A 19,254-nucleotide genomic window follows, 5' to 3' on the forward strand; every position below is an offset into this window, starting at 1 on the left:
TTGTTTATTTATGGGAGATTGCTAGGTATTTTCTCTCGAATTGTATTCTATACGAAATAAAAAACATTTTCAATACATCGAAGAAAAAATTATACTGTTTGGGTTAGCTGCAGATAAATCAAGCCATTAATGGCTTGATTAGCTGAAAAAACTGTAAATATTCGATTTATATCCCTTGAATGTGCCTTTAAATCTGCCTGAAGCCTCTTTATGCTTGCAGAATAGAGATTTTATCGTTTTTATGGAGAAGAAAGAATTTTTTAGCGATCAAAAACCTCTGCCTAGGTGGCTTCACCGGTGAAGTTAGCGGACTTTAGCAACTATTACCCTAAAATTAAAGCGGTCTAACGACTTCCATCAATGTGCATGGTGCGTTCCCCAAAATCTATTGGTGGAATATTTGGACTTGCATTAGCGAACGCACCCTACAGCTACAGCTACTAGACGGCTACGCTACCTGTTACCCTTTTCAAACATCCTCTGAGGAGTTGATAACTAAAAAACCCAGACGGGAACTCGTTTATAAGCAGGAGTCCCACAGCGAGGGTCGATTTTAGCTTTGAATAAAACATTGGCTTCGGGATAGAACATAAAGCCAACACCTTCGCGAATCGGACCGAAGATAATTTCGATATTCTCTAATTTACCAGCATCTCCTTGAACGGTGACTCGTTGATGTTCTTGAAAGCCCGCTTTTTTGGCATCTTCGGCGTTGATCAATAAACAATGACGGTGAGGCATTCCCCGATATTTATCGCCCACTTGATAAACAACGGTGTTATGTTGTCCATAACTGCGTCCTGTTCCGAGAATCAGGGCAATTCCGGGGGCATTTTCTGGTTGATTGAAATCTTGCTTTTGCGGTGCTTTTAAAGTGGGTAAAGGGGTGACAGACATTTGCGCTTTTCCGGTCGATGTTGGAAAATGGGGTTCGGTAAAAATCCGTCCGCTAATGGTAAATTCTGTTTGGGTTTGATCTAATTGCCCGATCTTTTCATAACCCGGAATCGTTTTGGCGATTAACTGACGAATATAGGCGGTATCGTGTAATCTCGACCAATCAATCGGGTTTGTGCCTAAAACCTTGACGGCAATATTTGTTAATAGTTCTACTTCCGAGATAATATCCATATCGGAACCCTGTAGATGACTGCTTCCCCGCTCGTTAAAACGGACAAAATTATTGCCCGATTCGGTGGTTGTCGGGTGAGGATTTTCAAAGCGAGCGAATACGGGTAAAATTACCGTATTTTGTCGGGCTAATCCCTGAAAATGTCCTAAATTTGGCTTGGTGGCAACATAGAAAATCGTATCAATTTGAGCTAAGGCTTTTTTTGCTTGATTTAAATCTGGATTTGCCCCATAAAGATTACCTCCCAAACAGAAAAGGGTGTTGATTTTTCCCCGTTCGGCAGCTTCAATTAATGCCCTGGTATCATAACCGCCGGTTATATTTAATGGCTTTCCTAAAAGTTGAGCAAGTGCCTCGGCGATTTCCTGACGTAATCTCACCGTAACGCCCATAGAACCGAAGCCCTGTACATTAGAATGACCTCTGATTGGCATGGTTCCGGCTCCGATTTTGCCAGCATTTCCCGTCATTAAAGCGGTATTGGCAATACTGATAATATTATCTACCCCGTTTTCCTGTTGTGTAACCCCCATCGCCCAAGCGAAAACCACACGCTCTAAATTGCCGAAAAGGGCGGCGGTTGCTTCAATTTCTTCTCGGGATAAACCGCAGGTTTTAGTAATGGTTTCCCAGGGTGTTTGTCGGGCATAATCTATAACAGATTGCCAATTTTCTGTATGAGATTTGAGATAATCCCACCGCACTAAATTTTGTTCAATTAAAGATTTTTGTAATCCGACGAATAGGGCAGTATCGCTACCCGGTATCGGCTGTAGGTAGAGAGTCGAAATATCGGAACCGCCCCGCAATAAAGATTTAATCGGAAAAGCGGGGGAGGAGAATTTGACCAATCCGACTTCAATTTGCGGGTTAATAATAATAATTTTACCACCGCGATCACGAATTTGAATTAATTCATTCATCAGGCGAGGATGATTAGCCGGAGCGTTAGAACCGATCAATACCACACAATCGGCTTGTTTTAAACTTTCCAGACTGACCATCGAAGTTCCGGAGCCGAAAACCTGTTTTAAGCCTACGGTCGAGGCGGCATGACAGAGATCGGAACAATCGGCTAAATTATTACTTCCTAATGCCCGGAAAAACAATTGTAAGAGATAGGCGGCTTCATTAGAAGAACGTCCCGAACTATAGGAGGCAATGGTCTCGGACGGTTGATGAAAAGCTTGTTCGGCTAATCGATACACTTCTTCCCAACTAATACGTTGATAGTGACTTTCTCCGGCTTTTAAGAGGACGGGATAACTGAAACGACCCAAGCGATCGCATTCTAGGGAGGTTAAGGACTGTAATTGAGCGAGATGATAGGTCTGAAAAAAATCGGTTTTAATACCTGGCATTAATTCGGAAGTAACTGCCTCGACACTTTTGAGACAACGTTGCAGACTTTCCCCCGCTTCGTTGACAAAACCGCCCTTTTGTCCTCCCGTTCCCCAAGCGCAAGCTAAACAGGCACTTTTATGATTTAAGGTTTGCCAGAGTTTAACCCCTTGAGGAGAGAGGGTTTTTTCTGCCCAATATTGTAATATGGGAAAACCCCCACCCGCCTCAATTTTGTTGGATGTTTCTAGTTCGTTCATCGATTTTTTCTCCCGATTTTTTCTCAAATCCCTCCGATAGAGAGAGTGTACCCAGTACAGTTGAGTTTATCACCATTTTTTAAAAAGTGCATGAGCAACGGATAAACGACCGGGTAAGCTACGGCTGGTTATTGACAATACTCTATGATTGTGATTTTATCAGACTAGGGAGATGTCTATTAAAAATGATAATTCCGATGAATGAAAATGAAGACTTTCAACATTTAAAAGAGATTATCGCCGATCTGCGAGCAAAACAAAAATTGATTTATGTCCATATTCCAAAAGTGTTAAGAATTATGTGCGATTGCCCCACCTCTTAACTAAGTTGTTAGAACAAGTTTCTTTATTCTATGTTAAGATGTGGGCGGTTCATTTTTGTTTGGGTCTGATTTGTTCTTGTATTGATCAGACAGTACCTGATGAGCCTTTCTTGGTCAACTCTTGAGGTTGATGCGTTTCATTTTTGCATTGGCGAATCGATGAAATATTTATTAACAAAATCACTAATCACCACGGCGGGAATTACCTTCCTGACTCTCCTTTCTCCTTTCAAGACTCTAGGGGCAACCTTCGATAGTTTTCAGGTATTCGGGGATAGCCTATCGGATCCGGGAAATTTATATAAGCTAACGGGCAATATTTACCCACCTAGTCCCCCCTACGCGAACGGGCGCTTTTCTAACGGTCCACTCTGGATCGAGTATTTACAGCAAGATTTCGGACTGCCGAATGGCGCGGTGCTGAATGTTGCCTACGGCGGGGCCACCAGCGGTCGCCAGAACGTGGCCGAACTCTTGTTCGGGGGGGATTTTCCCGGATTACTCGACGAGATCGACGAGTTCGTCGCGAACCTGTTCCTATCAACTTTCGACGCTCGCGATCTCTTCGTCGTCTGGGCCGGGGCTAACGACTATCTTTTCGGTTTCAGTACCGACCCCGATGCCGTAGTCGGTAACATTATCGCGGCGGTTCAAACCCTGATCTCCCCTGGGGTCGGGGCGAAAACGGTGATCGTTCCAAATCTACCGGATCTCGGGAAATTACCCAGTCAGGCGGGAATACCGGGGATGACGGATCTAGCCCTAAAGCATAATCAGAAATTAGCCACGGCGCTTCAAGCCCTCCAAAACGCTCCCTCGACTGCGGCCACTCTGATCCCGCTAGATATCTACTCTCTCTTCGAGAACACCTACAACGATCCGTCTCGCTACGGTTTAACCAACGTCAGGGATGCTTGTTTGAATACCACTACTGGGCAGATCTGCGCGAATCCCTCCGAGTATCTTTTCTGGGACAGTTTCCATCCCACGACCGTAACCCATCGAGCGATCGCTGGTCTCGCCTCGACAACCCTCGCCAGCGTTCCCGAACCGGACGCGACAGGCGCGATCGTTATCGTCGCTTTTGTCGGTTTAGGCGTTAAAGTGGCGCAGGTAACGATGAAAAGAAAACCTAACCGGGCCAGCGATCCCGCTTTCCGGGTAAAAGCGGTTGAAGGAAGGAGTAAATCTTTACTTCGGTAGGTAGAAAAATCGTTATACCATTTTTCAAAAGTAATGGCAGAGATGGTTAATTGCCCTCACCCTCAACTCCTCTGCCAGAAAAGAAGAAAAGAGTAATATACTTGCCACGAATAAAGAAAAATGGTACGGTCCTCCCGATTCCGAAAAATAGATCGTTAATGGCGACGAGCAGGAAAAATCAGAGAATCGGGGAAATCCCGAAAAATTAAAGGGTCTTGCGACTCACTATGGTGGTTTTATCCGGTATTTTCAAGTTATTAGCCCTCGAAGATTTCTAGAGCGAGTTTATCCAAATAGTCAGTCTATAGATTTACTCGAAGAAATGTTTAAAAAGTTCAAATCTGTGGCTGAAAACATTATTGTCTAGTTAACAATCAGTTTCTGAAACCCCTATTATCTTGTTTAGGTTAGTCCTTTTTAAACATTGTCTAAGCGTATTTTTCATTCTTTTACACTGAAACTTAGCGAATACATAAATATGCTTCCAACGGCATAGGATAGGGTATTGGCGAGCAAACAGGCTTTCCAGATTTCTAGTCTAGAGAAATATCGTTTGAGAAAGTATTGTAAAAACAGTCCCTCTATTGCGACGGAGAGGATGAAACAAATAATATAGTAAATACTGATAGCCAGAAGCTCGGCTGGAATATCAACTTCATGACTGCTCACCCAAGGCATCCAGATAACCAGCCACCAACCGCCATTAGCGAGAAGTGAGAGTCCAAATCCCAAAGCACCGCTAATAAAATTCGCATAAAATGCGGCAAAAGCACTCTTTTCTTCCCACCAGTTTCCGTATAGAGTGCGTGAAAGGACTATTGTTTCTAATGCAATTATAGCCGCCATGAAAATCCATCCCGGAGGCAACAATGCCCACAAACCAAAGCTTACATTGGCGATAAGGTGCATATTCTAACCTCGATTAGTAGAAATCGTTTCTTTTTTGTTATACCCATTTTTTATTTCCCACGCTAAGAGAGAAATTGTTAACTAGAGTCAGTGAACAGTTTTGTTATCACCTTGTTCTCTAATTAAGTAGCGTCACAACACCTATGGTATGCAAATATTTTGACATAGTGATCGGTTTTTTACTACAACAGGCTTTTGAGGTTGGGGAGAGCAAGTGCCAACGCAGTCAGGCTGGTAATGCCTACGGTCAGGAGGTTGTTCATGGCATAGGCGCATACTGGGAGGGTTAATAATCTAAGTATCGCCTTGTGTAGTGAGAGAAGAGACATCGTGGGGAGTGATTTGCTTACGCTGTGCCAGAAGCGATCATTTCTGCTGGTAGCATGGTAAAATATTAGGGTAATTGCTATGGGGAAGATAAAAGATGTCGGAACGTCAATTCTTAAAATTACTTTTTTACTTACTTCTTTTTTCTACAGGCATTGTCGGGCTTTCTGTCCTCTTGTTATCGGGAGTAGCTATTTACCGTTTGGAATCTGAACCAAAGACAGAGAACCACAGTCAAATATATGACATGGCTACTCGATCAATAAACCTAACTGAAAAGATATTATTGTTGTTAGGGGGAGGTACCACTCTCATCGGAGGACTTCGAGAAATTCAGTTAAATCGTAGTAAATCTGGTCATGAGTTCCTGTTAGGCACTATTTTAGATAAGGCACTAAAAATAAGAAATCAATTAGCAAGATACGGTTACGATATTTATAGCAATAGTGGACAGTGTCCAAATACAGCAATGACTACGGGAAATGATAAATACCTAATTATCTCATTCCTCAATTACTTAGATTATATGTGTATCGCTCTTGATAAGGAAATAATAGATGAAGAATTAGTTAAGGACTCTGCCAAATATTTAATATTAAAATCATGGTTTTATTTTCAGCCAGCCATAAAGGAATTTCGTAATAATGCAAATGCACCAGATGCTTGGAAATCAATAGAGGAAAAGTTTAATCTATGGAGGTGAGAAACCTCAGCACAATAGGGGAGTCATACTAATTATTGGAGATGTTTAATCAAACTTACTTTGGCTTTGGGCAATCTTTCTGTTCGTTTGTGATCTCTATTTCTGCCAGTCGATTCTCAGGCTCTCGAATCTCATCATCTGTATGAGAATGATGTTTATATTCTCCCAATGGACAGGGCTTAATCCGATCACGAGAGATTTTTTCATCAACTAAAATATCGATGACAGCATTACACCGCTTTTCGGAAAGACTAAAGTTAAAGGATTCTTTGCCTACTCGATCGGCGTAGCAGTAAATAAAAACCATTTTAGATTTGTTTTGATCTGCAAATTGGATTGCTCGCCCAATTTTTACTCTACCAGCAGGTGTTACTTGAGCTTCGTTAAATTCAAAGTGGACTGTAAAATCCGGTTGTGGCTGGTTATCTTGTCTGGAAATTACCAGTAATCTAGCGAGTTGCAAGATAAGTTTAAAGATTAGTTCTAAAGTTCTATTTTCATCACCTGTTTTCATATCTATTTTTATTTGGGCAATGAGAACTTTTATATTTGCAATAAGAGCTTCTACTTCCTTGTCAGGAAAAGGGGGGTTAACCGATGTCGGTTGATATTTTAGTATTTGGTTGGAAATGTCATAATTCAATTTTAATAAATAAATCGTGGATGGCACTAATAATATTCCGACAATTAGCCCACCCCATTTAGCTAATATTCCGACAATTAGCCCACCCCATTTAGAAATTGACGCAACCCGTTTTAACATTGATTTTACTGGCAATTTTTGCATAGTTCAAAGCCCTACCTTCGGCTGAATAATCTTCGCCGCCACTGTCCCCACCGCAAACTGCTCTTTGAGGACAGTGATCGCACTTTAAATTCAAAAACACGCCATCGCCGTACCCGCCAAACCGACCTGCTAATAGTCAGGAAAAGCGACAAAAGGCTCTAATTATCTCCCTCTTATTCACCTAATCTTACTCTATCTCCGATAATCTCAACAAATGAGGCTGTTTTCATAAAATTTAACGGTTAGCCGACAATGAATCGCAGAAATATCCAGCGATCGCTAAAGTGTTTAACAAAAGAAATTGTAATCCTATCGATTTTGACCGCGCCACTATCCAAAGGAATAGATTAGATTTCTTGCAAAGACCAATGAGAGTAAATTACCGAGTAATCACCCGAACTTTTTCCTTATCGGTAAAGATCGGGTGATTTGCATATTCTTGCCATTCCTAATACATCCGAGATCGCCCGTCCCGTCTTATCTATCTTTAGTTATAGGCCGACATTCCGCACATCTTCATATACTTTTATATATTTTTACATTCCCCAAGATGTTTTGACGAAAAACCTTCATTGTAGAAACTACTATTGAGAACATTTTCAATAATTGATTTTTTTCTGAGAAAAAAAATTACAATTCTTCACCTTGATAAAAATCTATCATTGTAGCTATAATCCTTACTGGCAAAGGGTTTTAAGCAATATATTAGTAAAAATTATCAATTGAATATTAAGAAGTGCGGAAAGTGAGTTCAACAAGGTTTTTAGATTTATTCAGCAAACCCTGACTATCCCCGTACAATTATCAGCATATCGATCATAAACCTTGAGATAGGTTACACGCCATGAGCGAATACCAATATTACGAATTCCAAGCTATCGATCGCCACCTCACCCAAGAGGAAAGGGCTGCCATAGGCGAGCTATCGAGCCGCGTCAAACCGACGGCAACGAGTGCCAGTTTCAACTATAGTTACGGCAATTTTCGGGGGGATCCCAAACAGGTACTAGCTCGGTATTTCGATATCATGTACTACATCGCCAACTGGGGAACACAGCAATTAATGTTTCGTTTTCCCACATCCCTGATCAACCGAGAAGCAATTGAACTTTACTGTATCGATAATTATATCAGCTTATCTTTTGCGGGAGATTGGGCAATTTTAGATTGGGAATTTAGTCAAGAAGAAGGTTTTAATGACTGGATAGAAGGAGAAGGGATTCTATCGGAATTGATAGGATTACGCCAAGAAATTCTCCAGCAAGACTATCGAGGATTATATTTAGCCTGGCTGAAAGCTATTGACTTATCCGAGGGATATATAGACATCGATAAGACCCAACTAGAACCTCCTTTACCCCCCGGACTAAATCAACTTTCTGCATCTCAAAAGGCTTTTACAGAAATCTTTGAATTGGACGAACACTTATTAAATGTTGCTTGTGCATCCAGTGGTAAACTAACAACTATCTCGGAGCAAACTTGGCAACAAGCTATTAGCCAATTATCGGCTTCTGAACGTCAAGATTTCCTATTAAGATTGGCTAAAGGAGAACTGAATTTATCTGCTAAATTCAAACAAAAGCTGTCTCAATTAATCCCTACTTCTCCCCCCTCTAACCAGCCTCGACGCACGATCCAAGAACTTCTTGAGGCTGCTTCTGAGGAAGGAAAAAAGGCAGAAAAACGGCAACAACAAGAAGCAGAAGCCAAGCGAATTGAGGAACTACAAGCTTTAGCTAAAAGGGAAGCGCAAGTTTGGCAGCAAGTCGAGTCCCTAATTCAGAAAGCCCAGTCTAAATCCTACGATGAGGCTGTTAAATTGTTGGTCAAATTAAGAGATTTAGCCGAATATCAAAACAGCTTGCCCGTTTTCCAAGAGCGCCTGAACCAGATTTACGAACAGTACAGTAACCGGTCTGGGTTGAAGAGGAGGTTACAGGAAATAGGACTTACCGACAGTAAGTGAATCGCTCTTGAATTTTCTATTTCTTTGTGTTTTCATGCAGCACTAATTAGGGCTTGCTGAATAAATCTAAAAACCTTGTTGGGTAAGACTTTTAGACTTTTTGTCAATCAAAAAGTACCAGTTCTGGGAGGGATCGGGGGGAAAATTCCGGGACTTTTTCCCTGAAAATTAGGTAATTTACCAGATGAAAATGGGTAAAAACCCACACCCCACACCCGTTCGGCGGTTCGGCTGAGCTCACCGTCGAAGCCTGAGCTCACGGCCGAAGCCCACACCCCACACCCTGTCCCCACGAAAAACTTTTTCAGCAAGCCCTAACTAGAGACTATGACAAAGGTTTAATTGTCACTAATCCCCCAGCAAAACCCTGAATATTCAACTCATAGCCCTCAAGTAAACCCATACCAACTAATGGCTCTGTCTCTGACTCATTGATTTCAATAGATTTGATCTGACCATCCCAGATCACAGTTGCCTCAAATACGTTAAACATACAGAGGCTTCCATCGCCCAAGATTCCCTCTTCTTGCATATACCACGTTAATCCTAGTGTTGTAATGATAGCGGAAGGCAACGTGAGAAATCCAGTGTAACCAGTGTCAATAACTGCTTTAATCGCTTGCCTCTGGTGATTTTCGCCTAGCACTACGAATTGAATAATTGCTTCTCGGCGCGAATTGACGCTCCCCATCATCATGGCAACACACTGGGGGAACGAAAGCCAAAACGATGGACGGCACGGTGTCCAATGCGAATACCAAATATTTGTGCATCAGGAAAACGTATTAACAGTTGTTTAGCAGCTGTTAGGCTGTCGTCAGCCACTTCAAAAGCCCCTGTTTCGATGTCTATTGCTACAATCTTCCCATGATTCCCTTCCTCGATTTGGGAGCGTACCTGAGATTCATAGACTTCGTGTCCACGTCGGGCAAATTCTTCTTTGCTGTAGCGGGGTTGTCGAACTGTCATTGAAGCGACCCTGTGGCAACTTTTGCCCCTCTATTTTAACCTAAACATTGGGAATCTTCGCTAACATTCCTCAACTGGGCCCACAAGAGCAGCACCGCACCTAACCTCACAGTTTCAATAAATGTGCATGGTGCGTTCCCCAAAATCGATCGCTGGAGCAGTAGGACTTGCATTAGAGAACGCACCCTACAAGATCGGCGATCGCACTCTGTACCGTCCGCACCCTACGGCGATTGCGTACTGCTAGGCAGCGCCTTCGGCATCGCACTTATTGACCTCGCCCTGGCTTACAGTCGGCAAAACTTAATGCTTCTGTGTCTAAAAAACTGGCGATCGCCATCTCAAGAATCGCTTCAACGGGATAATCAATTTCAGTAGCGCGAGCAATCAAAGCATCCTGAATCCAGTCTGGTAAGCGTCTTAAAATAATTTCTGCATCAGTGGACGAGATTTGCTCTGAAAGTTTCGCTTGCATGGGTTAGGACTCCATAGGAATTGGGACATTATACGGTGGCTCAGTCGCTCTCAAAATGATCGCCTCTAATTCTAATAGTAGCGCAGGGTTTTTCCAGTAAGGTATTGTCTGCACCGCTAGGCGCACATCTTCGCTGTTGTATTGATCCAGCCAAGCCCACAAAAAAGCTTTGTGTCCACCCTTAAAACGACCTCGTAAACTTTTGGTTTTACCAATGTAAAGCAATCCCTGAGATCTATGCCTGACTGCGTAAATGCCAGGAAAATCAGGAATGTCGCTAAAATCCCGGCTCAAGGGTTGGCATTGCTCAAAGGGAGTAAAGGCAATTGCATCCAAGACGCTTTTTGCTTGGTTTTGTATTTCAGAGTTGTTCGTTGGCACGGAAGGCAGATTGTCGGTTGTCGAACCGATCATGCCACAGAAAAAGATGCTTTACATTTCATTAACGATCAGAACGATCACATTGTGTTATGCCCGATCGCCTTGGCAATCACTTAATCTTGGCGATCGATATGATATAGCCTGTGTTAGCGTCAGCGTAACGCACGGATTTTGAACATTAGATAAGGTGCGTTACATTTCATTAACACACCCTACAAGAGCGGCGATCTCCCCGTTAACGCTCCTTGCGCCTATCTGTTTTGGCTCTGATTGCGTCCTTGTTCCCCGCTTCAGCCTCTAGATTTCCGAGTCCAGTCACTGGGGGCAGGTCGGGAGTCACTGTGTCCCTTACAGGGTAGGTCTTTCACCTACATCCTTTTTGTCAGTTATGCTGTTTTATCAGCACTCTAGGCTATTTATTCCCCTAGAAACGAATCGCACCGTTACACTTCGTTAACGCACCCTACAAGAGCGGCGTGCTGCTACGCAGTGCCTTCGGCATCACACTGGTTCTAGAACATAAAATGTTAATATTTGAATGAAACAACCAAATAGTTATCGAGCAATGATTATGGTTAAACCACAAGCTGAATCCAGCCGTAAAGTACTTCTCTATCCTGGTGAGGATAGTTACTTTGTTGTCGAAGTTCCTAGTTTGCCAGGATGTATTAGCCAGGGAAAAACTCGTGAGGAGGCTCTAGCCAATATTGAAGAGGCAATCGCTCTGTATATCGAAGTTTTACAGGATCGGGGTGAACCTGTTCCCAATGATACGGTTGAGGTCATTCTGGTATGAGTAAATTACGTGTTATCTCAGGCGCAGAATGTGTAAAAGCACTTGAGCAAATAGGCTTTGCCGTAGAGCGTCAGCGTGGAAGTCACATGATTTTAGCACGTGAAGCTCCCAAAACAACAGTCTCGGTACCAGATCATAAAGAACTAGATCGAGGTACTTTACGCGCAATTATTCGGCAAGTCGGCTTGAGCGTTGACGAATTTGTTGAGCTTTTATAAAGCATTTTACTATGGGATTACACTCCCACAGATAATTCAGAATTTTCCGGTTCTAGAGCAACCCATAAAATTGTCGGCATAAACCTGCAAAATATCATCGGTACGTTACATTTCATTAACCCACCCTACCAGAGCGGCGATCACTACAATCGGAACGATCGCACTTGACGCGCTGGTCGGCATAACGTCTCAAATCAGCGGCGGCAGATATCCTCGAACTCAGCGCCAGCGGCTTTCAACCGTCCGCTGCATTTGAATGTTAGCCCTCTGCAAGCACTTCATCGCTCAATGCGCTCAAGTTCTTCACGAACAACTCTGCGTAGGGTTTCTTCCAAAGGCTCACGGCTTTGCTGAATATACTGGTGCAATGCTTCATTAATAAGGGTTTGGTAGTTTCCTCCACCTGCTAAATGAACTTGCTCACGAAACCACGCTAAAACCTCATCATCTAACCGGATTGTGATACGAGTTTTTCCAGGTGGTATTGGATCGATCGCCCCTCGTTTACCCTGACTAAAATCATATTCCGCTTCCATAATTATCCTTCCTCATACTGTTGTCGTTCTTGCCGAGTTGCTTTGCGGGCGGAGATGATCCGAGTTTCATCGTCCCGTATCGTGTAAACAACCACTAAAACCCTGCCAAAAGCATCGACACCGATTGTGACAAACTGTTCCTCACCAAACCGTTCGTCTGGAATGGTAATTGCCAGATCATCTGAAAAAACCGATACTGCATCAGCAAAGTCAATACCGTGCTTGCGAAGATTGGTTGCTGCCTTGTCTCTATTCCATTGGTAAGCCATCTCAATTATAGTATGCACATCTGTACATACTACCAGCAGTAAACTCTTTTCGTGCTCGTTGACTCTGTAAATTACTGTAAGCTTTTGGCTTGCCAGATAACCTTAGTGGTCAACTTAGCTTTGACTGAAGATTGTATCAGAATCATTAATCCTCAACCTAAGCTTTCAATGGTGCTAACAGTAGTTACCATTGAAAGCTTACAAGCTTGCTCATGTTGATGCTCCAAGGAATCGTCTCCAAGATCATCCAGAGATTACGATAAGCCTGTTATGCCGATTAGCGTACTCTGTGATGAACCCTTCCCCACTGATTTGTTCAAAGTTTTCTCGTTGTGCGACTGTCAGATGAACTTTATCTCGCCTACATCTTCCCATGATTGATGTCCTCAGTTGAGCTTATCTATTGCCCTATTTTAGCTGTGTCAGTCCAGTAGGGTGTGTTAGCATTAGCGTAACGCACGAATTTTGAACATTAGATAAGGTGCGTTACATTTCATTAACGCACCCTACGAGATCTGAAACAGTCCAGTAGGGTGTGTTAGCGTCAGCGTAACGCACGAATTTTGAACATTAGATAAGGTGCGTTACATTTCATTAACTGAAACAGTCCAGTAGGGTGTGTTAGCGTCAGCGTAACGCACGAATTTTGAACATTAGATAAGGTGCGTTACATTTCATTAACTGAAACAGTCCAGTAGGGTGTGTTAGCGTCAGCGTAACGCACGAATTTTGAACATTAGATAAGGTGCGTTACATTTCATTAACTGAAACAGTCCAGTAGGGTGTGTTAGCGTTAGCGTGACGCACGAATTTTGGACATTAGATAAGGTGCGTTACATTTCATTAACGCACCCTACAAGATCGGCGATCGCACTGATAATAGACAACTTTAATGAGCGTATCGGTTAGGCATAACGCTCACCATCACCTGGCCGCATATAGCATCACGCAACGGGGACTAATTTGCGGTGGCGGCTCAGGTGCATGGTGGTGTTAGGCACCCTTGCCGGACATGGCAGGCACATCAATCTCCTTGATACAGGTTTGGCGGGATAAGCACAAAACGCAGTCGATAATCATAAGTAAATCTTTAAGCGGAATCGCATCTGTTGCGGGAGCTCCATTCTCTGCCAGGTCCGAGAGAACCTCTGGAGTTCCCACATTACCTGGATTGATCACTGTCACAGACATCCGGTCAGGCCGAAGCTCTTCACGCAATGAGTGGACCACGCCTCGGAGCCCAAACTTCGAAGCAGAATTTGCGACCTCTCTGCTGGGAAAGTTATCACGCCCGGAAAGAGCTCCCATGAAGATGATCTTGGGATTGCTGGACTTTCTCAAAGCAGGCAGCAGTGCCTTTACGATTCTGATGGGTGCCAAGAGATTGACATTTAGAACTCTAGTAATGTCCTCATCAGAGCAACTTGTAAATGAGTATGATGACGTAAAGGCATTTGTCTCCCAAGTGCCTCCCATGTAGAGAAGAGAATCTAGAACTCCTTCCCCAGCAGCTTCTGCAACCGTATTGACTCCCTCAAGAGTCGAGACATCAGCCTTAATCCACTCACCATACTTTGAGGCAGAGCGCGACACAGACAATACTCTTTCTGACTTGGCAACGAGGTGTCGGGCAACAGCCTCCCCAATCCCTCTGCTGCCTCCAATGATTAAGACGTTTGCCATGTCAGGAATTTCAGGTGTGCCTAACTATATATTATGCGGAAAGTTGCCGTATATGACGCTAAATACACACTTTTAAAAGAATCTTTTTGTGTATTACACTCAAATGGAGTTATCGCGAGAAGTTTTCTGTATAATATTACGATAAGCGTGTTATGCCGATTAGCGTACTCTGTGATGAACCCTTCCCCACTGATTTGTTCAAAGTTTTCTCGTTGTGCGACTGTCAGATGAACTTTATCTCGCCTACCTCTTCCCATGATTGATGTCCTCAGTTGAGCTTATCTATTGCCCTATTTTAGCTGTGTCAGTCCACTACCAGATCGGCTACCTGAAATTTCAGCTATCTGTAATGAAATTTCATCTATCTGTAACCCTACAGGCCAAAATAGTTTAAAAATCGGCCGAGAATTTCTAGGATAGAAGTAAAGACCATCCTTGCCTACCTTTTCTATGATCCTAGCCGCCGAAACTGGACTAAAAACCGCTACTCTAGACGTAAAAGGCATGAAATGCGCCGGCTGTGTGAGTGCCGTGGAACGACAACTCAGCCAAAATCAAGGGGTAAAATCGGCCCAAGTTAATCTAATCACGGAAATTGCCGTGATTGAATACCAACCAGATGCGATCGCACCAGAGCAGTTAGCCGCAAAATTAACCGCGATTGGATTCCCCACCCAACCGCGCAGCTCATCGACTCCCCTTTCTCAACAAAATCAACGGCTGCAAAACCAACAAAAAGAACGGCAACAACAATTATACCGATTAGCGATCGCTTGTTGTTTACTGGTTTTTTCCCTGATTGGTCACTTACACCACATCGGGGGACCAGAAATCCCCATCCTTCAAAGTATTGCTTTTCACTGGACTTTAGCCACCCTAGCCATTTTATTCCCCGGCCGCGATATTTTCATCGATGGTTGGCGGGGATTACGGCACGGGATGCCAAATATGAACACTCTCGTTAGTTTAGGCACAGGTAGCGCCTATATAGCCAGTTGTTTGGCTCTTATCTTCCCTAATCTCGGTCTAGAGTGCTTTTTCGATGAACCAGTCATGCTGTTAGGTTTTATTCTCCTCGGACGGACTCTAGAAGCGCATTCCCGTCATCGCGCAGCCGCAGACTTAGAAGCGCTTACTTCCCTACAACCGGCAGTGGCTCGCCTGATTGGTAGTACAGATGACCGTGTGGGTGTGGCCATTCCGGTGGAACAGCTGCGCGTCGGGGAATGGGTGCGCGTCTTACCCGGGGAAAAAATTCCCGTGGATGGGGAGATTATTCAGGGAAGAACCACGGTAGATGAAGCTTTATTAACGGGGGAATCGCTGCCGGTGGTTAAGGAAATGGGAGATTTAGTCATTGCTGGCAGTTTCAATCTCTCAGGTGCGATCGCTGTGCAAACTCGTCAGGTGGGGACTGATACCACCCTAGCTAAGATTATCGCAGCCGTGGAATCAGCCCAAACTCGCAAGGCCCCAGTACAGAAGATAGCGGACCGGGTAGCGGGTTATTTTGCCTACGGAGTCATGATAATTGCCCTAATTGTGCTGCTCTTTTGGTATTTTTGGGGAACTAGGCTCTTTCCAGAGGTGTTAGGATCAACCACAGGACACCACGAGATGATTCAACCCACTTCTCCCCTACTTTTATCCCTAAAATTAGCGATTTCTGTGCTTGTGGTCGCTTGTCCCTGCGCTCTCGGTTTAGCCACACCAACGGCCCTACTGGTGGGAACCAGTTTAGCAGCCGAACGGGGTATTTTAATTAAAGGGGGCGATGTTTTGGAAACCGTCTCGCAACTGCAAACGGTGGTTTTTGACAAAACGGGAACCCTTAGCCAAGGTCATCCAGAAATTACCGATTGTTTGAGTTTTTCTGAGCTTAATCCCCTGGAAATTCAACAATTAGCGGCAGTAGTGGAGAGTGGTACTAATCATCCTCTTGCTCGGGCGATTTTAGACGCGGTTACTCCTCCTACTAACCTGACGGGGGAAGATTTTCAAACTGTAGCTGGATTGGGAGTTTCGGCAAGGGTGCAGGGGTCAAAAATTGTTCTAGGAAATCCGCAATGGTTGGCACAGAACGGCATTAAAATCGATGAAAGTATCCCCCGTATTCAAGAGCTTTTAGAGGCGGGTAAAACGGTGATTTATCTGGGTATGGAAGAACAATTACTCGGCGCGATCGCTTTTCAGGATCGATTACGTCCTGATGCTCAAACAACCGTTAATCAGTTGCAAAAACTCGGTTTAGAGGTGATTTTACTCAGTGGAGATCGCCAAGAAGTGGTGACAGCGATCGCTAATAGTTTGGGTATTAGTCAATTTTATGCCCAAGTTGCTCCCGCCGAAAAATCGGCCTTAATTGCCGACCTACAGACAAAAGAGGGCAAAATCGTCGCTATGGTCGGGGATGGTATCAATGACGCTCCCGCACTAGGACAGGCTAACATCGGTATTGCTCTGGCCGGTGGCACGGAAGTGGCCATGGAAACGGCCGGGATCGTTTTAATTAGCGATCGCCTAGAGGATGTGGTGCAATCTCTGCATTTAAGTCTGGCTACATGGCAAAAAATCCGACAAAATCTTTTTTGGGCTTTGGGTTATAATACCTTTGCTATTCCCATTGCTGGTGGTTTATTACTGCCCCGTTGGGGTCTAGCTTTCAGTCCGGCCCTAGCAGCAGCTTTGATGGCTTTTAGTTCGGTTATGGTAGTGAGTAATTCCCTGCTTTTACGTCGTCAATTTCCTCCGCTCACATCGACGCAGGAAAACGAAAACTAAAGCAATTACCGATTTTTTCTCGATCAATCTATCAAGCGCCAAAAAGAGCGGCTCTCTTATTCTTTGTCTGATAAGTTTCACTGATACAAAAGCGATCAATCTCTGTGTCCTCTCTGTCTTTGTGGTTCGTTACCCAAGAGAGCCAAGATGGTATTTTGTCCCTGTCTTTGTCAGTTGACGGAGACAGGAACAAATCGGGTTAAGCAGTAATTCTGGTCAGGGATTGACCTTGATAATTTTTGGTAATAATCTGGTGAATAGATTCAAAAAATCGCCGACAACGATTATTAGTTCTCAGGGGCAATTCATGATTTTTTACCAATAAATCAATCTGAAGTTCCGAGCTAGTGGGAGGATGGATAAACAATTCCACTTTCACTAACTGGGGAAAGAAAGCATCGTTAGGAACTTCCGATAAAAGCAAGACATCGGTCCGGCGCTTGATGATTTCAAATTCACCCAAACTTAATATATCATCGTATAAAAACCCGGTCTGATGAGGAGAAATCCCGACAAAATAGGAACAGCAATAGCGAGCCATGGCAGGGAAAAGATGATAAATTGGTCAAGGTTAATCGGTCAAAATCAGGCCATTGAACTACTACAAAGAGCGCTTGAAGTCAATTCGATCGCTCCTGCTTACTTATTCGCCGGCGCTAAGGGGATTGGACGCAATCTAGCAGCAAAATGTTTCTGTCAAGACTTATTAACTAGAGATCGATCTCCGGAAACAAGGGAATTAATCCTGAAACGCTTTCTCGGTGGCAATCATCCCGATTTACTCTGGATTGAACCCACTTATCAACACCAAGGCAAACTGCTCACCGCAAAAGAAGCACAGGAAAGCAATCTCAAGCGTAAAGCTCCCCCGCAAATCCGCATCGAACAAATTCGCGAGATTACTAACTTTTTAAGTCGTCCTCCCCTCGAATCGGCCCGCTCTGTGGTGGTAATCGAGGAAGCAGACACCATGACGGAATCGGCGGCAAATGCGCTCTTAAAAACGCTGGAGGAACCGGGAAAAGCCACTTTAATCCTGATTGCTCCCAGTCCCTCCTCTTTACTACCGACTCTCGTTTCTCGCTGTCAACATATCCCTTTTCAGCGTCTTTCGGAAGAAAATCTCGCTCAAGTCCTGCGCTCTAACGGACACGCTCGCGTTCTCAATTATCCGGCAATTCTCGGTTTAGCTCAAGGTAGCCCGGGAGAAGCGATCGCCGCTTTAGAGTTTCTCGACAGTCTCCCCCAAGATTTACCGCGATCTTTCAGCAAGTTTCCCCTAAAACTCTCCCAAGCACTGGAATTAGCAAAAATTATCGCTCAAACTCTTGACACGGAAACCCAATTATGGTATGTGAGTTATCTTCAGTATGAGGATTGGCAACGACGACGAGAGCGATCGATTTTAGAAATCTTGGAAAAAACCCGCCGGCAGCTGTTAGCCTACGTTCAACCCCGTTTAGTCTGGGAATGCACTTTCTTGGCATTAGCCAAGCTATCCAACGCCCAAAAGTCTTAAGTAGGGTTTTCTGAAAAAGTTTTTCGTGGGGGTAGGAGCCGGTCGTCGGTCGTCAGGAGAATTAAGAATGAATAATAAGCAATTAAATTGTCTATTTACCGATTTTAGGCCATTTAATCCTTATTTTTGCCGTTTTTGAACCCTTAACTAGGGTTTGCGGCAAAAAGTTTGTTGGTGGGGTTAGCAGTCAGTAGCCGGTCGTCGGTCGTCAGTAATAATTGCGGCAATTTACATTTCTTAAGATAGACAACAGAATTTATGTCCGACTACTTAAAATTGTTATATTCATCGATCGAGTGGGGAGAAAGACCATGAAAATCAAATCCTTAGTTTTGCTGATTCTGTTAACCTTGACTACGGTTTTAGGCGCTTGTCAGGGAGGAAAAGAAGCCGAAGAACCGAAAAACGTCCCTACCACGGTGGAATCGCCGCAAACAGACGAAGATGACGATGAAGACGGGGAAAATCGGCAAAAAGACGATGATAATCAACGGGATAAAAAAGACGATGACGATGATGATAACGATGATGATAACTAAATCCCTATGTGGGGTTACAGATACTTGAAATTTCATTACAGATAGCTGAAATTTCAAAGTCTGCAAACTTGCATCAATTTATTTTGATAAATTAAGTGCTTTCAAGGCTTACATCTTTTTTATTGAAAATCTAT

21 protein-coding genes are annotated in these 19,254 nt (G+C 43.8%); 10 read left to right on the forward strand and 11 right to left on the reverse strand.

What is annotated here, in order from left to right; translation table 11 throughout:
- Nucleotides 1–495: 495 nt before the first annotated feature.
- Complete coding sequence (locus IQ234_RS07875) at nucleotides 496–2,733, reverse strand: FdhF/YdeP family oxidoreductase (RefSeq protein ID WP_193956689.1); 2,238 nt, start codon at nucleotides 2,731–2,733, stop codon at nucleotides 496–498.
- A gap of 197 nt (nucleotides 2,734–2,930) precedes the next feature.
- Here IQ234_RS07875 and IQ234_RS21595 point away from each other — a divergent pair, with 197 nt between their 5' ends.
- Together IQ234_RS21595 and IQ234_RS07880 are read left to right on the forward strand one after the other, a co-directional pair.
- Complete coding sequence (locus IQ234_RS21595; protein WP_265578474.1) at nucleotides 2,931–3,056, forward strand: hypothetical protein; 126 nt, start codon at nucleotides 2,931–2,933, stop codon at nucleotides 3,054–3,056.
- A gap of 159 nt (nucleotides 3,057–3,215) precedes the next feature.
- Entirely contained in the window at nucleotides 3,216–4,259 is a 1,044-nt protein-coding gene (locus IQ234_RS07880; RefSeq protein WP_193956690.1) for an SGNH/GDSL hydrolase family protein, read from the forward strand.
- Nucleotides 4,260–4,700: 441 nt separating this feature from the next.
- On the opposite strand, the gene IQ234_RS07885 is transcribed toward IQ234_RS07880, so the two are convergent.
- Nucleotides 4,701–5,168 (reverse strand): hypothetical protein, encoded by a 468-nt coding sequence (locus tag IQ234_RS07885; protein ID WP_193956691.1) that lies wholly within the window; start codon nucleotides 5,166–5,168, stop codon nucleotides 4,701–4,703.
- Between the two features lie 143 nt (nucleotides 5,169–5,311).
- Here IQ234_RS07885 and IQ234_RS07890 point away from each other — a divergent pair, with 143 nt between their 5' ends.
- Together IQ234_RS07890 and IQ234_RS07895 are read left to right on the forward strand one after the other, a co-directional pair.
- Nucleotides 5,312–5,458, forward strand: coding sequence for a hypothetical protein (locus IQ234_RS07890; protein WP_193956692.1), 147 nt, complete (start codon nucleotides 5,312–5,314; stop codon nucleotides 5,456–5,458).
- A gap of 134 nt (nucleotides 5,459–5,592) precedes the next feature.
- Entirely contained in the window at nucleotides 5,593–6,198 is a 606-nt protein-coding gene (locus tag IQ234_RS07895; RefSeq protein ID WP_193956693.1) for a DUF4760 domain-containing protein, read from the forward strand.
- A gap of 55 nt (nucleotides 6,199–6,253) precedes the next feature.
- Here the strand turns inward: IQ234_RS07895 and IQ234_RS07900 are convergent, their stop codons facing one another.
- Nucleotides 6,254–6,985 carry an OmpA family protein gene (locus IQ234_RS07900; RefSeq protein WP_193956694.1) on the reverse strand — a complete coding sequence of 244 codons (732 nt, stop codon included), beginning with the start codon at nucleotides 6,983–6,985 and terminating at the stop codon, nucleotides 6,254–6,256.
- Between the two features lie 844 nt (nucleotides 6,986–7,829).
- On the opposite strand from IQ234_RS07900, the gene IQ234_RS07905 reads away from it, so the two are divergent.
- On the forward strand, nucleotides 7,830–8,954 hold the full coding sequence (locus tag IQ234_RS07905) for a hypothetical protein (RefSeq protein WP_193956695.1): 1,125 nt from the start codon (nucleotides 7,830–7,832) through the stop codon (nucleotides 8,952–8,954).
- Between the two features lie 325 nt (nucleotides 8,955–9,279).
- Here IQ234_RS07905 and IQ234_RS07910 read toward each other — a convergent pair whose 3' ends face one another.
- The 4 genes from IQ234_RS07910 to IQ234_RS07925 all read right to left on the reverse strand — a co-directional run bounded on the left by IQ234_RS07910 (nucleotide 9,280) and on the right by IQ234_RS07925 (nucleotide 10,812).
- Complete coding sequence (locus IQ234_RS07910; RefSeq protein WP_193956696.1) at nucleotides 9,280–9,651, reverse strand: clan AA aspartic protease; 372 nt, start codon at nucleotides 9,649–9,651, stop codon at nucleotides 9,280–9,282.
- The gene (locus IQ234_RS07915) at nucleotides 9,648–9,923 is read right to left on the reverse strand and encodes a hypothetical protein (protein WP_002793815.1); all 276 of its coding nucleotides are present in this window, start codon (nucleotides 9,921–9,923) and stop codon (nucleotides 9,648–9,650) included. The genes IQ234_RS07910 and IQ234_RS07915 overlap by 4 nt, the downstream gene beginning before the upstream one ends.
- A gap of 268 nt (nucleotides 9,924–10,191) precedes the next feature.
- Nucleotides 10,192–10,398: a hypothetical protein gene (locus tag IQ234_RS07920; RefSeq protein WP_002793818.1), complete on the reverse strand. Its 207-nt coding sequence runs from the start codon at nucleotides 10,396–10,398 to the stop codon at nucleotides 10,192–10,194.
- 3 nt (nucleotides 10,399–10,401) lie between these two features.
- On the reverse strand, nucleotides 10,402–10,812 hold the full coding sequence (locus IQ234_RS07925; protein WP_228008422.1) for a GIY-YIG nuclease family protein: 411 nt from the start codon (nucleotides 10,810–10,812) through the stop codon (nucleotides 10,402–10,404).
- Between the two features lie 538 nt (nucleotides 10,813–11,350).
- On the opposite strand from IQ234_RS07925, the gene IQ234_RS07930 reads away from it, so the two are divergent.
- Together IQ234_RS07930 and IQ234_RS07935 are read left to right on the forward strand one after the other, a co-directional pair.
- Nucleotides 11,351–11,575 carry a type II toxin-antitoxin system HicB family antitoxin gene (locus IQ234_RS07930; RefSeq protein ID WP_002779120.1) on the forward strand — a complete coding sequence of 75 codons (225 nt, stop codon included), beginning with the start codon at nucleotides 11,351–11,353 and terminating at the stop codon, nucleotides 11,573–11,575.
- On the forward strand, nucleotides 11,572–11,793 hold the full coding sequence (locus IQ234_RS07935; RefSeq protein ID WP_193956697.1) for a type II toxin-antitoxin system HicA family toxin: 222 nt from the start codon (nucleotides 11,572–11,574) through the stop codon (nucleotides 11,791–11,793). The genes IQ234_RS07930 and IQ234_RS07935 overlap by 4 nt, the downstream gene beginning before the upstream one ends.
- A gap of 278 nt (nucleotides 11,794–12,071) precedes the next feature.
- On the opposite strand, the gene IQ234_RS07940 is transcribed toward IQ234_RS07935, so the two are convergent.
- The 3 genes from IQ234_RS07940 to IQ234_RS07950 all read right to left on the reverse strand — a co-directional run bounded on the left by IQ234_RS07940 (nucleotide 12,072) and on the right by IQ234_RS07950 (nucleotide 14,281).
- The gene (locus IQ234_RS07940) at nucleotides 12,072–12,329 is read right to left on the reverse strand and encodes a BrnA antitoxin family protein (protein WP_002764754.1); all 258 of its coding nucleotides are present in this window, start codon (nucleotides 12,327–12,329) and stop codon (nucleotides 12,072–12,074) included.
- Nucleotides 12,330–12,331: 2 nt separating this feature from the next.
- Complete coding sequence (locus IQ234_RS07945; protein ID WP_193956698.1) at nucleotides 12,332–12,598, reverse strand: BrnT family toxin; 267 nt, start codon at nucleotides 12,596–12,598, stop codon at nucleotides 12,332–12,334.
- 993 nt (nucleotides 12,599–13,591) lie between these two features.
- The gene (locus IQ234_RS07950; RefSeq protein ID WP_193956699.1) at nucleotides 13,592–14,281 is read right to left on the reverse strand and encodes an SDR family NAD(P)-dependent oxidoreductase; all 690 of its coding nucleotides are present in this window, start codon (nucleotides 14,279–14,281) and stop codon (nucleotides 13,592–13,594) included.
- Between the two features lie 450 nt (nucleotides 14,282–14,731).
- Here IQ234_RS07950 and IQ234_RS07955 point away from each other — a divergent pair, with 450 nt between their 5' ends.
- Nucleotides 14,732–17,062 carry a heavy metal translocating P-type ATPase gene (locus IQ234_RS07955; RefSeq protein WP_193956700.1) on the forward strand — a complete coding sequence of 777 codons (2,331 nt, stop codon included), beginning with the start codon at nucleotides 14,732–14,734 and terminating at the stop codon, nucleotides 17,060–17,062.
- 199 nt (nucleotides 17,063–17,261) lie between these two features.
- On the opposite strand, the gene IQ234_RS07960 is transcribed toward IQ234_RS07955, so the two are convergent.
- Entirely contained in the window at nucleotides 17,262–17,603 is a 342-nt protein-coding gene (locus IQ234_RS07960; RefSeq protein WP_193956701.1) for a hypothetical protein, read from the reverse strand.
- Nucleotides 17,604–17,615: 12 nt separating this feature from the next.
- On the opposite strand from IQ234_RS07960, the gene holB reads away from it, so the two are divergent.
- Together holB and IQ234_RS07970 are read left to right on the forward strand one after the other, a co-directional pair.
- Nucleotides 17,616–18,581: a DNA polymerase III subunit delta' gene (gene holB / locus IQ234_RS07965; protein ID WP_193956702.1), complete on the forward strand. Its 966-nt coding sequence runs from the start codon at nucleotides 17,616–17,618 to the stop codon at nucleotides 18,579–18,581.
- Nucleotides 18,582–18,892: 311 nt separating this feature from the next.
- Nucleotides 18,893–19,120: a neurohypophysial hormones like protein gene (locus tag IQ234_RS07970; RefSeq protein ID WP_110580548.1), complete on the forward strand. Its 228-nt coding sequence runs from the start codon at nucleotides 18,893–18,895 to the stop codon at nucleotides 19,118–19,120.
- Nucleotides 19,121–19,254 lie beyond the last annotated feature (134 nt).

This window comes from Microcystis aeruginosa LEGE 91341 (genome assembly GCF_015206885.1).
In the GTDB taxonomy this organism is placed as follows: Bacteria; Cyanobacteriota; Cyanobacteriia; order Cyanobacteriales; family Microcystaceae; genus Microcystis; species Microcystis aeruginosa_H.

Coding starts and splice junctions, on each gene's coding strand:
- IQ234_RS07875 (WP_193956689.1), bottom strand. CDS start 2,733: ATGAACGAACTAGAAACATCCAACAAAATTGAGGCGGGTGGGGGTTTT.
- IQ234_RS21595 (WP_265578474.1), top strand. CDS start 2,931: ATGAATGAAAATGAAGACTTTCAACATTTAAAAGAGATTATCGCCGAT.
- IQ234_RS07880 (WP_193956690.1), top strand. CDS start 3,216: ATGAAATATTTATTAACAAAATCACTAATCACCACGGCGGGAATTACC.
- IQ234_RS07885 (WP_193956691.1), bottom strand. CDS start 5,168: ATGCACCTTATCGCCAATGTAAGCTTTGGTTTGTGGGCATTGTTGCCT.
- IQ234_RS07890 (WP_193956692.1), top strand. CDS start 5,312: ATGGTATGCAAATATTTTGACATAGTGATCGGTTTTTTACTACAACAG.
- IQ234_RS07895 (WP_193956693.1), top strand. CDS start 5,593: ATGTCGGAACGTCAATTCTTAAAATTACTTTTTTACTTACTTCTTTTT.
- IQ234_RS07900 (WP_193956694.1), bottom strand. CDS start 6,985: ATGCAAAAATTGCCAGTAAAATCAATGTTAAAACGGGTTGCGTCAATT.
- IQ234_RS07905 (WP_193956695.1), top strand. CDS start 7,830: ATGAGCGAATACCAATATTACGAATTCCAAGCTATCGATCGCCACCTC.
- IQ234_RS07910 (WP_193956696.1), bottom strand. CDS start 9,651: ATGATGATGGGGAGCGTCAATTCGCGCCGAGAAGCAATTATTCAATTC.
- IQ234_RS07915 (WP_002793815.1), bottom strand. CDS start 9,923: ATGACAGTTCGACAACCCCGCTACAGCAAAGAAGAATTTGCCCGACGT.
- IQ234_RS07920 (WP_002793818.1), bottom strand. CDS start 10,398: ATGCAAGCGAAACTTTCAGAGCAAATCTCGTCCACTGATGCAGAAATT.
- IQ234_RS07925 (WP_228008422.1), bottom strand. CDS start 10,812: ATGATCGGTTCGACAACCGACAATCTGCCTTCCGTGCCAACGAACAAC.
- IQ234_RS07930 (WP_002779120.1), top strand. CDS start 11,351: ATGGTTAAACCACAAGCTGAATCCAGCCGTAAAGTACTTCTCTATCCT.
- IQ234_RS07935 (WP_193956697.1), top strand. CDS start 11,572: ATGAGTAAATTACGTGTTATCTCAGGCGCAGAATGTGTAAAAGCACTT.
- IQ234_RS07940 (WP_002764754.1), bottom strand. CDS start 12,329: ATGGAAGCGGAATATGATTTTAGTCAGGGTAAACGAGGGGCGATCGAT.
- IQ234_RS07945 (WP_193956698.1), bottom strand. CDS start 12,598: ATGGCTTACCAATGGAATAGAGACAAGGCAGCAACCAATCTTCGCAAG.
- IQ234_RS07950 (WP_193956699.1), bottom strand. CDS start 14,281: ATGGCAAACGTCTTAATCATTGGAGGCAGCAGAGGGATTGGGGAGGCT.
- IQ234_RS07955 (WP_193956700.1), top strand. CDS start 14,732: ATGATCCTAGCCGCCGAAACTGGACTAAAAACCGCTACTCTAGACGTA.
- IQ234_RS07960 (WP_193956701.1), bottom strand. CDS start 17,603: ATGGCTCGCTATTGCTGTTCCTATTTTGTCGGGATTTCTCCTCATCAG.
- holB (WP_193956702.1), top strand. CDS start 17,616: ATGATAAATTGGTCAAGGTTAATCGGTCAAAATCAGGCCATTGAACTA.
- IQ234_RS07970 (WP_110580548.1), top strand. CDS start 18,893: ATGAAAATCAAATCCTTAGTTTTGCTGATTCTGTTAACCTTGACTACG.